This is a genomic window from Komagataeibacter saccharivorans (assembly GCF_004348195.1).
GTDB lineage: Bacteria > Pseudomonadota > Alphaproteobacteria > Acetobacterales > Acetobacteraceae > Komagataeibacter > Komagataeibacter saccharivorans.
This window is the reverse complement of the sequence record NZ_CP036404.1, coordinates 240,273-256,370: the sequence shown is the minus strand read 5'-3', so window position 1 is coordinate 256,370 and position 16,098 is coordinate 240,273. Positions and strand designations below refer to the sequence as shown.

Annotated in this window: 16 protein-coding genes; 11 read left to right on the top strand and 5 right to left on the bottom strand. The window is 59.3% G+C overall.

Features of this window, described 5'->3' with window-relative positions; translation table 11 throughout:
* Positions 1-20: 20 nt before the first annotated feature.
* Together KSAC_RS01075 and KSAC_RS01070 are read right to left on the bottom strand one after the other, a co-directional pair.
* A complete protein-coding gene (locus tag KSAC_RS01075) occupies positions 21-1,148 on the bottom strand; it encodes an FAD-dependent monooxygenase (protein WP_102324272.1) in 1,128 nt (375 codons plus the stop codon).
* 161 nt (positions 1,149-1,309) lie between these two features.
* Entirely contained in the window at positions 1,310-2,512 is a 1,203-nt protein-coding gene (locus KSAC_RS01070) for an FAD-dependent monooxygenase (protein WP_132303690.1), read from the bottom strand.
* Positions 2,513-2,862: 350 nt separating this feature from the next.
* Between KSAC_RS01070 and KSAC_RS01065 the strand changes: the two genes are divergently transcribed.
* From KSAC_RS01065 to tmpT, 4 genes are all read left to right on the top strand, one after another.
* Positions 2,863-3,906 (top strand): aromatic ring-hydroxylating oxygenase subunit alpha, encoded by a 1,044-nt coding sequence (locus KSAC_RS01065; RefSeq protein WP_132303688.1) that lies wholly within the window; start codon positions 2,863-2,865, stop codon positions 3,904-3,906.
* Positions 3,907-3,918: 12 nt separating this feature from the next.
* Positions 3,919-4,851 carry a PDR/VanB family oxidoreductase gene (locus KSAC_RS01060; protein WP_132303686.1) on the top strand — a complete coding sequence of 311 codons (933 nt, stop codon included), beginning with the start codon at positions 3,919-3,921 and terminating at the stop codon, positions 4,849-4,851.
* Positions 4,852-4,904: 53 nt separating this feature from the next.
* Positions 4,905-5,591, top strand: coding sequence for a GntR family transcriptional regulator (locus KSAC_RS01055; RefSeq protein ID WP_132303684.1), 687 nt, complete (start codon positions 4,905-4,907; stop codon positions 5,589-5,591).
* 114 nt (positions 5,592-5,705) lie between these two features.
* Positions 5,706-6,374 (top strand): thiopurine S-methyltransferase, encoded by a 669-nt coding sequence (gene tmpT / locus KSAC_RS01050; protein WP_132306008.1) that lies wholly within the window; start codon positions 5,706-5,708, stop codon positions 6,372-6,374.
* Here the strand turns inward: tmpT and KSAC_RS01045 are convergent.
* From KSAC_RS01045 to KSAC_RS01035, 3 genes are read right to left on the bottom strand one after another with little or no spacing between them, the layout of a single operon-like run.
* Positions 6,371-7,660: an amino acid permease gene (locus KSAC_RS01045; RefSeq protein ID WP_132303681.1), complete on the bottom strand. Its 1,290-nt coding sequence runs from the start codon at positions 7,658-7,660 to the stop codon at positions 6,371-6,373. The genes tmpT and KSAC_RS01045 overlap by 4 nt on opposite strands.
* Before the next feature lie 2 nt (positions 7,661-7,662).
* Complete coding sequence (locus KSAC_RS01040; RefSeq protein ID WP_102324012.1) at positions 7,663-8,511, bottom strand: urea carboxylase-associated family protein; 849 nt, start codon at positions 8,509-8,511, stop codon at positions 7,663-7,665.
* Complete coding sequence (locus tag KSAC_RS01035; RefSeq protein WP_165927261.1) at positions 8,508-9,170, bottom strand: GntR family transcriptional regulator; 663 nt, start codon at positions 9,168-9,170, stop codon at positions 8,508-8,510. The genes KSAC_RS01040 and KSAC_RS01035 overlap by 4 nt, the downstream gene beginning before the upstream one ends.
* 700 nt (positions 9,171-9,870) lie before the next feature.
* On the opposite strand from KSAC_RS01035, the gene pxpB reads away from it, so the two are divergent.
* The 7 genes from pxpB to KSAC_RS01000 all read left to right on the top strand — a co-directional run bounded on the left by pxpB (position 9,871) and on the right by KSAC_RS01000 (position 16,058).
* Complete coding sequence (pxpB, locus tag KSAC_RS01030) at positions 9,871-10,509, top strand: 5-oxoprolinase subunit PxpB (RefSeq protein WP_132303679.1); 639 nt, start codon at positions 9,871-9,873, stop codon at positions 10,507-10,509.
* Positions 10,506-11,498, top strand: coding sequence for a 5-oxoprolinase subunit C family protein (locus KSAC_RS01025; protein ID WP_243705251.1), 993 nt, complete (start codon positions 10,506-10,508; stop codon positions 11,496-11,498). The genes pxpB and KSAC_RS01025 overlap by 4 nt, the downstream gene beginning before the upstream one ends.
* A gap of 26 nt (positions 11,499-11,524) precedes the next feature.
* Positions 11,525-12,289, top strand: coding sequence for a LamB/YcsF family protein (locus KSAC_RS01020; RefSeq protein ID WP_132303676.1), 765 nt, complete (start codon positions 11,525-11,527; stop codon positions 12,287-12,289).
* A 17-nt stretch (positions 12,290-12,306) separates the two neighbouring features.
* Positions 12,307-12,744, top strand: coding sequence for an acetyl-CoA carboxylase biotin carboxyl carrier protein (locus tag KSAC_RS01015; protein ID WP_132303673.1), 438 nt, complete (start codon positions 12,307-12,309; stop codon positions 12,742-12,744).
* Positions 12,737-14,092, top strand: coding sequence for an acetyl-CoA carboxylase biotin carboxylase subunit (accC, locus tag KSAC_RS01010; protein ID WP_132303671.1), 1,356 nt, complete (start codon positions 12,737-12,739; stop codon positions 14,090-14,092). The genes KSAC_RS01015 and accC overlap by 8 nt, the downstream gene beginning before the upstream one ends.
* On the top strand, positions 14,089-14,463 hold the full coding sequence (locus KSAC_RS01005; protein WP_132303669.1) for a biotin/lipoyl-containing protein: 375 nt from the start codon (positions 14,089-14,091) through the stop codon (positions 14,461-14,463). Before accC ends, KSAC_RS01005 begins: the two co-directional genes overlap by 4 nt.
* Before the next feature lie 173 nt (positions 14,464-14,636).
* Complete coding sequence (locus tag KSAC_RS01000) at positions 14,637-16,058, top strand: MFS transporter (protein ID WP_243705250.1); 1,422 nt, start codon at positions 14,637-14,639, stop codon at positions 16,056-16,058.
* Positions 16,059-16,098 lie beyond the last annotated feature (40 nt).

Sequence of the window (16,098 nt, the reverse complement as noted above, 5' to 3'; positions counted from 1 at the left end):
GCAGTCCCCCTTTGGTTCAATCAGGCACCGATTTTCAGATCGTAGACATTGTCGCCATAGCACCAGTAAGGATCTTCGGGCTGGCGCAGCCATGTATTGGCGTTGGAAATCGTCTGGACCTTCGTCGCACGCTCCCTGCGCGCATCACAATAGGCCCGGAACGTGCCGTCCAGATCCTGCGTGCCCAGAAGGCTCATGCACCGGGTCAGCACCGCCGCGTCTTCCACCGCCATTGCAGCACCCTGCGCCATATGCGGCTTCATCGGATGGCAGGAATCGCCCAGCAGAACGACACGCCCCTCATACCACTGCGGCAGCGGCTGGCGCGTCTTGAGCGGCCATTTGTTCACGACATCCGTTGCGTCGATATACCCCTGAACCAGCGGGTGGAAACCCTTGAACGCCGCCTTGAATTCGGCGCGCGTGCTCGGTAGCTGGCCCGAGGCACTTGTCCACTCACCCGGCTCACCTGTGACCAGGTAGAATTCGTCCTCGTTACGATCAAGGTAGTAGCACACGATATGCCGGTCATCCGACCACCATTTCGCATTCACATCCGCCCCGAGGCCACGCGCCACGGAACCGGGAATGATGGCCCGGTGGGCAAGCCAGCCGGTATAAACCGCCTCTTCCCTGCCGAAGATTTTTTCGCGTACACGCGAGTTTATGCCATCGGCCCCGACAAGGATATCGACCGTCTCGCGCGCGCCATTTTCAAAATTCAGCGTGACGTCACGGCCATTATCCTGAAAATCGACCAGCTTGTGGCCCCAGCGCACACGTTCGGGCTGCACGCAGTCCAGCATGAGCTGATGCAGGTCGCCACGATGGATGGTAATGTAAGGTGCCCCGTAGCGGGAACGTTCGGCGTTCAGGGGGATCTTGGCCATGATCTCGCCCGTGTCCCACTGGCGGCTGACCCAGTAATCCGGCAGACAGGAAATTTCCTCCAGCTTCTTGTCCAGCCCGTCAAGATGGCTGAGAATCTTGAGAACATTGGGACCAAACTGGATGCCCGCGCCCAGACGGGCAAAACCGGGAGCCTGATCGAACAGGATGACATCAAATCCCGCGCGCTGAAGCAGGCCCGCAGCGGCAACGCCCCCCAGACCGGCCCCTGCTATGCCTACACGTACTCCGTTCGCCACGTTCAAACTCCTTGTCCTGCCTGATTCCGGACCACCATTCACCGTGCGGTCCACATTAATAGCGTATACACGATATATGCAGGTTTCGGCAGTTTGGACGCCATGTCAAGAAAAAATTATTACGGTTCCGGATCTGATGGAAACATTACGGTCACGTTCCATCAGGCCGCAAGGGCCGCGGGCGTCGCCGTGGCATCATATTCATAGACCCAGTTGGCCTTGATGCCGCCCTTGTGGGGATTGATGAGATTGCGGACCCTGTAGCTGAAATCGCGCATGAACTGTTCCAGCGGCGAAGCAAGGTGATAGGTGCGCCCACGTTCACGCGATTCAAGCTGCACACGTCTGGTACGGGGCCTGCGCGATTCCTCATATATCCGCAGCGCAGAGGCAATATCGGCATTCTGGTCCAGCGCACGGGCCAGTTCGTAGCCATCTTCAATCGCCATAGCCGCCCCCTGCGACAGAAAGGGCAGCATGGGATGCGCCGCATCGCCCAGAAGCGTTACAGGGCCTGCGGACCAGTTTTCCATCGGGTCACGGTCGAACAGCCCCCATTTGAACGTGGTGTCCACGCGCTGGAACAGTTTCTGGATATTGGGGTGCCATCCCCTGAATGCGGTCAGAAGTTCCTCACGCGTGCTGGGCAGGTTCCATGATTCCTCCACCCAGTCACGACTTTCCAGAACGGCGACGATATTAACCGCCCGGCCACCCTTTACGTAATACGTGACCACATGCCCGTTCGGCCCCATCCAGAAGGAGGAGTCCGGCGTTACAAAATCCGGCATCGCGTCAAACGGGACCACGGCACGCCAGCACATATGCCCGGTAAACCGCGCCTGCTGCGCACCGAACAGGCTTTTACGCACGGCGGAATGGATACCATCCGCACCAACGACCAGATCCGCGCGGAAGCTGTCACCATCGGCAAAGTGAACGACACCCCCGTCAGATTCCGAGGTAACACGCGCACATGCCTTGCCCAGCGCGATGCGATCACGCCGCACGCCCGACAGCAGCAGTTCATGCAGGTCGGCGCGATGGACGTGGAAGAAGCTGGCGCCGTAAAGCCGCTCACACTCCCCACGCAGCGGCATGCGGAACAGGGTCTTGCCTGATTTCCAGTTCCGGCCGGTCAGTGATTCCGGCAGGAATCCGACATCCTTCAGCCCATCCAGAAGCCCCAGCGCCCGGATGACCTTGACCGCGTTGGGCGTCATCTGCACGCCCGCGCCAATTTCCCCCAGTTGCGCCGAACGTTCAAACAGACGGTAGTCCACGCCCCGCTGCTCCAGCGCCGCGGCAAGGGCGAGACCACCAATCCCCCCACCGACAATGGCCACGTGACAATCAGATGACATGCCCGGTACTCCTCGTTTCATATCTGAGACAGACGGGTCGTTGACCCGCGTGTTCGTATACAATCAATGGATATGCACAAAGACGAACCCATTCAAGGAAAATATTTCTTATCCGTTACGATGGCAGGAATTCCACGCATGATACCCCTGCCTCACCATATGAAAAAACAGGCTATACCAATGTTATTTATTGTTTTTATTTTATAAAATCTTCCACCACCATATCCCGCCTCGCGCGTCATGATGCTTATGCCTGCATACCCCCGACATGATTCCCCATGAAAAATACATTGCGAATCCGTTATTATTGTATACCATAAGTGCATCCCTTCCCCTCCTGTCAGGAGTCAATGATGCCTGCGTTCCCTGAAACATTGCCCACCGTCTGCGAAGACGAGGTGCTGCTGAACGACTGGTTTCCGGTTGGCTATTCATCCGATTTTGAAAAAGGCAAAATCGCACCTGTCCGCCTGCTGGATCGTGACCTGATCGCCTGGCGTGATGATGCAGGCGAAATCCATGTGTGGGAGGATCTGTGCATCCATCGCGGGGCGCGACTGTCCAAGGGGTGTATCCGCGACAATCAGGTTGTCTGCCCCTATCACGGCTGGCGCTACAACAGCCGTGGCGAATGCACGCTGATCCCCGCCGCCCCGCGTGAAACGCCCATGCGCAAGGCCCGTGCCTTTTCCCATCATGTGGCGGAACGGTACGGATTTGTATGGACCTGTCTGGGCGATAATCCGGGGGAAATCGCCCCCTTCCCCGAATGGGATGATGAACACTTCCAGAAGGTGCTTTGCGGCCCCTACCCTTACAACGCCAACGGTTATCGCGCCGTGGAAAACTTTGTCGATGCCACGCATTTCCCCTTTGTGCATGCGGGGCTGAATGGCGTTATGGAAAACCCGGACGAGATCGCGCCCTATACCGTTGAAATCGGGGACGAAGGCGTGGTTTCATCCGAAGTGCGCGTATTCCAGCCATGGGGCGATGCGCGCGGCATACCGGTTGTCGGTTTCTATACCTATAAATGCCTCCGGCCCCTGCTGGCGCGTTTTTCAAAACGCGTCCTGAAGGCCGATGAAAATGGCACGCCGGTCGACAATAACAGCGAATATTTCGCAACCCTGTTTACCGTTCAGCCGCTCAGCGCGACGGAATGCATCGTGCGCATCTGTTCCGCCACCGATCTCCAGCCCGCCCCCACAGCGGAGACCGTGCGCGAACGCGCGGATGTCGTATTCAATCAGGACCGGGTCATTGTCGAAACCCAGCGCCCAGAACGCATTCCCACCCATCTGCGCTACGAACTGCACCACCGGACGGACCTTATGGGGCAGAAATACCGCACCTGGCTGCGCTCGCTCGGCATTACCTACGGAACAATTTAGGGGGACGATGCCGTGCTTACGGTCAGGCTTGTCAGCATTCATTACGCAGCCCCGGACGTGAACGTATATATGTTCCGCGCACCCGATGGCACGGCATTACCCCCCGCGCCGGGTGGGTCGCATATCGACCTGCATGTCGATGCCACGACAACCCGGCAGTACTCACTGGTGAACGAGGGTGAAGCCCCCGATACCTACCAGATCGCCGTCCGGCGCATGCCCGACGGGCGGGGCGGGTCCGACAGGTGGCACCGGGAAAGCATTGTGGGCGAGACCTACACGATCTCCGCCCCGCGCTGCATTTTCCCTGTTTCTCCACCGCCCGGCATGCGCGAAATCCTGCTGGCGGGCGGAATCGGCATCACACCCATGCTGTCGATCTGGCGGGCACGCAGGCGCGCGGGGCTGAAGCCGCACCTGTATTACTGGGGGCCGGAGCGCGGGCGCATGGCCTTTTACGATGAACTGGCCGGGCAGGACGATGTAACCCTGATTGAGACCGCGCACGGCATGGACCAGCCGCGCGTATCTGATATCATCCGCGCCCATCCCGGCTCCCACCTGTTTTATGCCTGCGGCCCGGAGCGCATGATACACGAAGCTGAACAGGCACTCGGAAACAGCCAGCAGTTACTGATCGAACGTTTCGCCCCGCTGGGGGCGGTCCCGTCCGTTCAGGACAATGGATATACGGTGCGTCTGGCCAGAAGCGGGCACGACCTGCATGTCCTGCCCGGCGAGACGATACTGGCCGCCTGCCTGCGCAATAATCTGGATGTTGCCTATTCCTGCGAACAGGGCGTTTGCGGGGCGTGTGAAATACGGGTGCTGAAGGGGCGCGTCAATCATCGCGATGCCCTGCACCAGCCGGGAACCGACCGGGACGTGATGATGATATGCTGTTCGGAGCCAGCCGATGCCAGCATTCTTGAACTTGACCTCTGACCCCGCGCCATGCCCTGTCCGCCTGCCGGGAAACAGGCTATGGACATGACGCCATGAATATATCCGTAGACGAAAAAAAGAGTCGCGAAGGCACAGCCAACCGGGAAGTCCTTATGAAAGGGCTGCTGCGTCAGCTTCGCGCGGAAATCATCAATGGGGTGTGGGAACCGGGCAAGCGCCTGCCGGAGCAGGAACTGTGCCGCGAATATAACGTATCACGCACCCCCCTGCGCGATGCGCTGAAGGAACTCGAACGCGAGGGACTGGTCATGATCACTCCCTTTTCGGGGGCGACGGTCACACCGGTCCGCGGCACCGATCTGGAGGACCGTTTTCAGGTACTGCGCAGCATTGAACAGTTTGCCGCCGAACTGCTGGCGCAGGATGGTTCTAAAACGGCAGTCGAGAAACTGTCGCGTCTGCAGGAACGGATGGACGAGTGCATAAAGAACCAGGACATAACGGGATACTACCGCCTGAATGATGATTTCCATGTCACGCTTGTGCAGGAATGCGGAAACACCGCGCTGGCTGACATGCACGCGGTCGCCATGTCCCACATCGCGCGGGCCAGAAAAATCGTAAATGAATACGAAGGTGTAGACCACTCGGGATCATGCGAACACTGGGGCATCATCCAGATGATCGAGATGAAAAGCCCGCTTCTGGCGGTTGAATATGTACGAACCCATCTGGTGAACATTTCGGAAAACGTGTTGCGTAAGATCGTGATACTGTAACCACCCGTTTGCCTGACTTCGGGCGGACCGGCAGCCTGTATTGTGATGCCTGCGCGACACCTGATACAACCTGCCCCGATACAGCGGGGAGGACCATGACCAATGAACGCAACAGTGGATGAAGCATTCTGGCACGGAAAATGGCAGCGCAATGAAACCGGCTTTCATGAACTACAGCCCAACCCGCTGCTTCTGCGTCATTTCCCCGCGCTTGGCCTGCCGCCGGGGGCCTGCGTGTTTGTTCCCTTGTGCGGAAAGAGCCTTGATATCCACTGGCTGCTTGAACAGGGATACAGGGTCGTCGGGATCGAGCTGAGCCAGATTGCGGTGGACCAGTTATTTGCGGAACTGGAACTGACGCCACGTATTTCGCAATTCGGTGGCCTGCGCTGTCTGGAAGCCGGGAATATCCGCATTTTCGTTGGCAATATTTTCGATCTTACCCGCACGACACTCGGCCCTGTCGATGCCGTGTATGATCGCGCATCCCTGATCGCCCTGCCTGAACCCGTACGCACTGCCTATGCTCCGCATGTGATCGCAATCACGGATGCTGCCCCGGAACTGCTCATCTGCCTTGAATACGATCAGTCATTCAGGCCCGGACCACCCTTCAGCGTAAACGAAACTGAAGTCCGACAGTATTATGGTGGGCCATTCCATCTCACCTGCGTCAGGCGGCATGACGTACCGGGCGGACTGAAAGGGACCTGTCCGGCAACGGAAGTCGTATGGATACTCGAACCGGCGGCGAAAACACGCACGCAGGATATCCAGCCCTAACGGCCAAGACGACCCATCCCGACACGACAGACAGATAAAAGCAGGACAAGGACAAAAAAGCATTCCAGGCCGCTGCGTCGCTCATCACCGCCAATAACGGCGGACATCACACCGGCACTGAGCAACAGTGCCATAAAGGCCCGCATCCTTGTCATTGGCGATAATGCCCTGCCCGTTGCAAAGCGGATGAAGGACAGGCTGATGACACCGTAAACGACAATGGTGATGTAGCCACTGACATCCAGCAGCAATGAAAAGGCAGCCGCGCTGAACAGCGTCGCCCCCACGCAGAGCATGCCACCCGCCGCCGACACCCCCATGATGCATGATGCGAACGACACGGGCGCCATGCCCGTTCCGTCCCGGTCATGTGTCCGCAGTTCATTCATGACGCGGGACGCGATATAGGTGCTGGAATTGATACAGGACAGTAACGTAACCAGAATGACACCATCGAATACGGCTTTGCCATGCGGCACATGCAGGAAAGCCAGCGTATCGGCAAAGGGAGAAAATCCGGGCCGGACAGATGATAACGGCAGGATCAGCAGGATAAGCAGCACGGGAACGAGATAAAAGGCGACCATCCGCACCGTGACGAGACGGGCCAGACCGGAAAGGGTCTGGCTGGATGTTTCCGTTTCCCGATGGGCTATGGTGATGATTTCAGCCCCGGCCATGGTGAACATGATGGTTGGCACGGTATAGAACGCCGCGCCGATCCCGAACGGGGCCAGATCAATCCCATTCAGATCATGCAGGATCTGACGGCCATGGTGATACAGGTCCACCGTGACCGCCCCCAGGCAAACCGCACAGAACGCCATGATGGCAACCAGCTTGACCATGGTCAGATAGAACTCGACCTGCCCGAAAAGCCTGACCGACTGCAGGTTCAGCGCACATGCCGCCGCAATCAGCGCCAGTGCCGTCGGAAGGACGGGCAGCGGAAGATACTGATGCAATAGCATCCCCCCACCCAGTCCTTCCGCCGCGATGACGCAGGTCCAGTACGCACAGTAAAGCCAGCCACAGACAAACTCCTCCCCCGAACGGCGCGATGTGCCCAGATAGGCAAGGAACGAACCCCGGTCCGGGTCAAGCGCCATATAATCCGACAGGGTCCGCATGGCGCAGTATGTCAGCATGCCCGCATACAGGATGCTCAGCACAATGGCGGGACCGGCCCTATGTATGGCGCTGCCACACCCGACCAGCAGCCCCATCCCGATCAGGCCGCCAAAGGCGATCATCGTCAGATGCCGGGGGGCGAGTTTATCCGCCATGGTTATCGGTTAACGCCGGAGCGGTCTTCACGCAGACCATGCTGCCCGCGATAATCCGAACGGACCGGCGGCGTCCATCCCTTCAGGCAGGCGGGATCGGTATCGTAGATTTCCACCTTGAGCGGCCGGCATACGGACAGCGTGCTGCCAGCCTCATCCCCCCACATGGGCAGCGACAGATCGCCGCCGGGACAGGTGGAAATGGCGCAGAGGAGATCCACCTCCGCAAAGAATTCCAGATAGTCACCCGGCCGCGCGGGGGACGCTTCCATGAAATAACGGTCTTCGTGATTAAGACCCGTTACCTGAAACACATTCAGCACGTCATGCACATCAAATTCCGTCAGGCCATAAGGCAGGACGGCGCGGGTCAGGTTGGAATGGCAGTGATGGTCGAACTCCTCCCCGCTCAGCAGTTTGTTGATGTAGGGATCGCACCGCGTGCCCAGCAGGTCGTGAATACGGCCACCATACGCATCCACGCCATAATCGTTCAGAGAATCCCCTGTAATGGTCACGAGCGGACGCATGAACGGCAGCGTTGACCACAGGCGGTTGAAGGTGGAGACATGCGCCCCTTCAAGCTGGCGGGTGCGCGATGCCCACAGCCGTTCACGCGGGTCGTGACGGTACCAGATGTTAAGATCGCCAACCTGCGGCCCCTCCGGGGCGACAATACGGAAAACCTGCCCCTGTTTTACTTCCCATGCGTAGCCGGTACGGATTGGAACAACTTCCGATAGGACGGGCGGGCGGGACAGCGCCGATTTCGAGACGGTATTATAGAACTCCCTATCGACCGCGTATTTGAAGTCGGGGGGAATCTGGTAGGCGGCAGGATAGTTTTTCATTCGTCTATTCCGGGAATGAGGGTGAAGAGAAGGTCTTCCGAATACTTCAGGTAATCCTCGATCAGGGTGATGGCCTGTCCTGTCTTTCCTTCCCTGAGGGTTTCAAAAATGGCGACATCCTTTTCCAGCCATGGCCGCTGTATGGCGTCCTGCGGTTGCACCATCTGAAATGCCAGCCGCATCTGGGCGCATATATTGTCAAAAAAGGCGGTCAGTTGATCGCTGCCGCACGCCCCAACCAGAAGGCGGTGAAAAAGCAGGCTGGCTGTTCCGGCCATCCGCCACTCACCATCGCGCATGGCGGAACGCGCCTGCGTAAAGGCTGCGGTAAATACGGGGGCAAGCTGGGTCCACCGACCGGTTTCGACCCGGATGCAGCAACCCGTTTCCACAATACGGCGGATTTCGTAAATCTCCCGAATGTCGGAAGCGGTCAGTTGCCGGACAAAACTGCCCTTGTGGCTGATAACGGTCACCAACCCGGACTGCGCGAGTGAGTGCATGGCTTCGCGCACCGTGTTTCGGGATACGCCGAACCGTTCCACCATCTGCGCTTCGACCAGAGGCTGTCCGCTGACCAGATCGCCATCCAGAATATCCTCACGCAGACGCTGGGCAACACTGGCAGGCAGGGACTGATGGGAAGAACGTACCATCATTTTCCGGCCCGTGCCCATTTCAGCCGTAATATTCCTGTGGGCAGATCACGAATGGATACTGTCGGGCAGGCTGCGGCCTCCATACCCGTTGCGGAAGTCGGGAGGCTGAAAATATGCCGGCATCTGAATAAGGGTACATCATACATTTTCTTCATCATGATCCATTTTTATTGACCGGACCCATAATCAGGCAGTCATCCTGATACATAAATCGCATGCCACGCGCCGGATGGCGCAATCCAGCGTCGGTACGGGAATTCATTATCACATTGTTCAACAATGATTTTTGATAACGAGATGGTCCGGCATTTTTATCCCTGTTTCATCCGCAAAACCGATGGCCATGACGGGGCCAGAATTAAAGAAATATACAGAACATAACGCCTATATTATTGTCATATAGGGAATATTTACTAAAAATAATCAGTTACGGTGACATTCCGCCAGATACCGAACGGGTCAGATCATATTCATCCCATAACGAACCCTATACGAAACATTTTTTTCTGGTCAAGGGATTGTTGAACAATTAGGCTGCCAGCATGAAAACGTTACGGATAAAAAAGAAACCCGTTGCCAGTGACTGTCAGCTCATGCTGAATCGCGTGGTGATAACGTTTCTTTCCGTTACCATTCCGTCCCTGGCATCCCGCACCGAAAACCGGGGGACCATGCACCTGATACAGCAGGAGACCCCGGCATGACACGTATCAGCATGGCGGGAGCGGGCGGATTGCTGCTGGATGCCGCCGACGGGGCCTTCAGCGACCAGACCCAGCGCCGGATATGGGCAGCGGCCCGCCATATCGCAAAACATCCCTGCATTACCCACGCTGTCCCCGGCGTCAACAACCTGCTGGTCATGTTCGATGTCACCGTTACCGATCCCGTCGCGGTGGAAGACCTGCTGCGCGAAACATGGGCACAGGCGCCGGATGATCCCGTCCCGTCACGGGAAATCACGGTTCCCGTCACATATGGCGGCACGGCAGGGGAAGATCTGGCGGCGGTGGCGCAATTTGCCGGCCTGACGGAAGCAGAGACGGTCGCAGCCCACGTTCAGGCCACCTACAGCGTTGCCGCGATCGGTGCGATGCCGGGATTTGTCTACCTGACCGGTCTTGATCCCCGCCTGGCCATGCCGCGCCGTGCCTCCCCCCGGCTGAAGGTGGAACAGGGTTCGGTCATTATCGGGGGCGGGCATGCGGGCATCATGCCCTGCACCGCGCCTTCCGGCTGGCATATCCTCGGGCACACGTCCCTTTCGCTGTTTGATCCCTTCCGTGCCGAACCCTGCCTGTTCAGGCTGGGCGATACCATCCGCTTCGTGAGGGCATGATGATCGAAATCCTGACCAGTTCGACACTGAACACCATACAGGATTTCGGGCGACCGGACGCCATATCGCTTGGTGTCTCCCGTGGAGGAGCAATGGACCGTCTGGCGCTGGCGTATGGCAATATCCTGCTGGGAAATGATCCGGACGCCGCTGGCATCGAAGTTGTCTTTTTTCCCTTCCGCATACGCTTTGACCATGCCACCAGCTTTGCCCTGACCGGCGCACGCACTGCCGCCACACTGGATGGCACGCCCCTTCCACCGGACTGGGCCATGCAGGCGCGTCCCGGTCAGATCCTGACCATTCCCGCCCCCACGGCAGGCGCGCGCTGCTACGTCACCCTGCGGGGCGGGGTAGATGTTCCTCAGGTTCTGGGGTCACGCTCAACGGACCTCAAGGGTGGCTTTGGCGGTCTGGCCGCCCGTGCGCTGCGCAGGGGGGACCGGCTGCAAACACTCCCGGTCCCGCCGCTACCCTTCCCTGCTACGGGTTACGGACTGACATGCCCTACCCCGCTTCCCGATGGCGGCGATGTTGTCGTACGCGCGCTGCCTGCCGCCGAATACGCCCTTTTCACCGCCGGTTCACAGGATCGTTTCTGGGGACAGCCATGGAAACTGACGCCCAGCGCCAACCGCATGGGCTACCGGATGGAAGGGACAGAAACCCTGACACTGGACAGCCCGGTCAACCTGTTTTCCCACGGCATCCTGCCCGGCACGGTGCAGGTTCCCCCAGCGGGACAGCCCATCGTGCAGATGGCGGACGCCAATACCTGCGGCGGCTACCCCAAGATCGCAACCGTTATCGAACCCGACCTGCGGGTACTGGCGCAGACAGCCATCGGCCAGTCCGTCCGCTTCATCCAGATCACGCGACACGAAGCGGTCGAGGCCATGCGCCTTGATGCCCGTCACCTGCACGCACTGGCATGCGGGATTGACACCCTGCGCCCTGATCTCGCCCCCGCCATTTCCGTAACATCCTGACCCCTGCCCTTATGGAGCACGACACCATGCCTGTCAGCACCGTCGATCTGAACGCCGATCTGGGTGAAAGTTTTGGCCATTACACAATCGGCGATGATGCCGCCATGCTGGACATCGTGACCTCGGCCAATGTTGCCTGCGGTTTTCACGCGGGCGACCCGCAGGTCATGGCCCACACATTCCACATCGCGCAGGAAAAAGGGGTAGGCGTAGGCGCGCATCCGGGCTTTCCCGACCTGTGGGGTTTCGGGCGGCGGGCGCTGCCGCTGTCGCCTGCGGAAATCGAACATATCGTCGCCTACCAGATCGGTGCCGCAATCGCTCTGGCCCGTTATGCGGGGCATGAGATCACGCATGTGAAGGCGCATGGCGCACTTGGCAACCTGACGGAAAAAGACCCCGCCGTAGCCCAGGCCGTCCTGAATGCGGTCCGCCGCGCGGCACCCGGCCTGCCGATCATCGCCATTGCGCTGAGCCATCTTGAACGCCTTGGTCATGAACAGGATGCTCCGGTCTTCTCGGAAGTGTTTGCCGATCGCGCCTATGACGAACATGGCCATCTGGTCTCACGCACGCAGCCCGGCGCGGTCCTGCATGATGCGGGTTTCGTGGCGGAGCGGATGGTGCGCATGGTGCGCGCTGGCGGGATCGAGACGGTATCGGGCAGGTTCCTGCCCACGCGGATCGATACGATATGCGTCCATGGCGACAACCCGCAGGCCGTGGCGGTCGCCCGCGCCGTGCGGACCGGACTGGAAGATGCGGGCGTTATCGTAAAACCCCTGTGCTGAAAGCGGATCGAGCGGACATGAATATCGACCTTACGCATCTTGAGACTCTGATGGCCCGCATGGCGCAGCTTGGCATTGCGGAACTGGATTACAGGCAGGGTGACGAACGCATCCATCTTGTGCGCACGGCGACACAACCCGCAGCCCCCACGGCGGATACAGATGCGCCACCCGCCCTTCCCATGCCATCAGTGCCCGCTGCCTCCGCCCAGACGATTATCGCAGCCCCAATGCACGGCCAGTTTTACGCCGCAGCGGCACCCGATGCGCCGCCTTTCGTGCAGGTGGGGGATACCGTATCGGAAGGGCAGACGCTGTATATTCTGGAAGTCATGAAAACCCTGTCGCGCATGGAAGCGGAATATCCATGCCGCATCGTGGAAATACTGGTGACGAACGGCCAGCCTGTCGAACCGGAGACGCCGCTCTTCCGCGTGGAGCGGCTAAATGCGTAAGATCCGCCGGGTTCTCATCGCCAACCGGGGCGAAATTGCCCTGCGCATTGTCCGTGCCTGCAACATTCTTGGGCTGGAAACCATTGGCGTTTATTCGGAGGCCGATAGCAGTCTGGCTCATCTGCGCCTTGTAGACCACAGCATATGCATCGGCCCCGCCACCGCCGCACGCAGCTATCTGGACATCCCGCGCATCATGCGTGCCGCCAGCCTGACGGAAGCGGACGCCATCCATCCCGGTTATGGTTTCCTGTCCGAAAATCCGGATTTCGCACAGGCCGTAGAACAGGCAGGGCTGGTTCTCGTTGGTCCGTCCGCCGCCGTCATGCGACTTATGGGCGACAAGATCAGCGCCAAGCAGCAGATGCGGCTTGCTGGCGTGCCCTGCCTGCCTGATTCGGACGGCGCGCTGCCTGCCGACCCCGCCATGGCCCGGACAATATGCGCGGCGATCGGCTACCCGCTTATTGTCAAGGCAAGTGGCGGGGGCGGTGGACGCGGCATGCGGATTGTCCACCATGAGACGGAACTGGACACAGCCATTGCCACCGCGCGCGAGGAAGCGGGACGTGCCTTTGGCAATCCTGTCGTCTACGCCGAACGCTTTTTGCAGAAACCACGCCATATCGAAATTCAGGTTCTGGCCGATACCCACGGCCATGCCGTATGGCTGGGCGCGCGCGACTGTTCGGTCCAGCGTCGCCATCAGAAACTGGTGGAGGAAGCGCCCGCCTGCGGCATCGCCCCGGAACGGATCGCGGCTCTGGGCGCATTATGCGCGCATGCCTGCATCCGGATGGGATATGTAGGGGCGGGCACCTTCGAATTCCTGTACGAAGGCGGCGATTTTGCATTTATTGAAATGAATACCCGCCTGCAGGTCGAACATCCGGTAACGGAGATGACCACGGGTATCGATATTGTACACGAACAGCTTCGTATCGCCATGGGCCATCCCCTGTCCATTTGCCAGCACGACATTCATACCACCGGGCACGCGCTGGAATGTCGCATCAACGCCGAAGATGCGGTGACATTACGCCCCAGCCCTGGTCTGGTTACCAAATGGCGCGCCCCCGGTGGTCCCGGCGTACGGGTCGATACGCATTTATATGATGGCTATGCCGTACCACCCCACTATGATTCGCTTGTGGCGAAACTGATCGTTCACGGCACTGATCGCGCGGATGCCATCAATCGCATGAAGGCCGCGCTGGATGAAATGCAGATTACGGGCATTGCGACAACGGCCCCACTGCATCGCCGCCTGATGGACGAACCCGCATTCGCGGCAGGCGAGATCAATGTACATTATCTGGAAACCATAATGGGCACAGCCGCATCATGACCCTTCTGGAAATGCTGGACAGGCTGGCGCCCGCAATGCGACGCCACGAGGTCTCTCACCTGACCCTTGCCGAAAATGATGCGGTCCTGACCCTTACGCTATCACCCGCCGTAGCGGCCCCGGTCGCGCAGACCATAGCCCCGTCCGTCCGACAGAACACCGTGCCCAGTCCCGAAATGGGCGTTTTCCGCATGGGTGCGATCAGGCCCGGCAGCACAGTCGCAACAGACGACATCCTTGCCTTTGTTGAAGTCGGGCCTGTCCGCCTGCCTGTCATAGCACCCGCAAACGGGGTGGTTCATACTATTCTGGCGCAGGACGGGGATACCATTGGGTATCATGCCCCCCTGTTCATAATCCAGTCGGAGTAAACGCGCTGTAGCGGCCACACACAGAAGGCCGCTACAGGATCGTGAACTGGTCGGGCGGCAGAATCTGGCGTATCTGGACTGGATATGGCGGTATCTCAACCCGACCGGGCGGTCCCTGCTGCCCGCGAAGAATGCCGCGCGTATTGTCCAGATCCCAACCCGGCCCGATCCACATGACCCGACAGACAGGCACGCCCGCCGCACGCCAGAATTATTCCCCCATGATCGCCCTGATAATGGCGGCGACGTCATTCATGCAGAACCTTGATGGCGCGATCATCAATACATCCCTGCCGCAGATGGCGCACAGCTTTGGCGTAACAACCATTGACCTGTCCATGGGGATTACGGCCTACATGCTGGCATCAGCTGCCCTGTCGCCCCTGTCCGGCTGGCTGTCGCAAAAAATTGGTGAGCGCACGCTGCTGCTCGTCTCCGTCATTGCCTTTACCCTTGCATCCGTCTGGTGTGGGATCGCGCCTGACCTGACAATGTTCGTGCTGGCCCGTATCGCGCAGGGACTGGCCGGGGCCATGATGATGCCCGTCGGCATGTCCGTGGTGTTGCGTCATACCCCGAAATCCGAATGGATGCGCGCACAGGCAGTAACCGTCTGGCCTGGCCTCATGGCCCCCATCATTGGCCCGGTTCTGGGCGGCTTCATTACCCAGACACTGGACTGGCGTTGGAATTTCTGGCTCAACCTGCCCATCGGGCTGGCAGGGGCCATCGCCATCCTGCGCTTCGTCCCGCAGGAAGAAAAATCCGAACCGCCCCCCATGGATTTCGTGGGCTTTTCCCTGTGCGCCATCGGGCTGACCACGCTGCTTGCGGGTTTCCAGCGTTCGGCGGAAAGTGGCCGTACCCGCGAAATCGCCCTTGGCCTGATCATTGGCGGCATTGCAACCGGATGGGCCGCCATACGGCACCTCAGGCGGCACCCCACGCCCATCCTCTCACTTGCTCCGCTAAACCGCCCCAGCCTGCGCTATGTCGTGCTGTATCCAGGTGTGCTGTTTCGCACCCTGTTCTCCGCCATGCCATTCCTGCTGCCACTGCTGTTCCAGCTTGGTTTCGGGTTACGTCCGGCTGCGGCGGGGGGATGGGTTCTGGTCTATTTCTGTAGCAATCTGGGCCTGAAACCCTTTACCAGCACGATTATACGGCGGTTCGGTTTTCGGAACATATTGCTGTTCAACGGATTGATGGTTGCCCTTTCGCTTGTTGCATGCGGTTTCGCAGCGCCGGATACGAACAGGGGCCTGCTGGTATTGATGCTGGTTTTCGCGGGCGCCACGCGATCCATGCAGTTGACCAGCCTTTCCACCGTAGCATTTGCCGATATTTCCACCGAGGAGCGGCGTGCGGCATCCGGACTGCTGTCCATCCTGCAACAGGCTGCGTCGGCCGCAGGCGTCGCGGGGGCTGCGTTCGGCCTCTCCCTTTTCCAGACCATCGACCACAGCCACGGCGTGGGACTGGCTGAACTGCATGCAACCTTCTTTGCGGCAGCCATTATCGCGCTGGTGGCGGCCCTTGGCTGCATCCGCATGCCACGCACCCTCGGGCAGGAAGTCAGCGGGCATAGGGCATGACCTGATCCATTATGCCGGTATTTTATGATTAAGGGGTGAT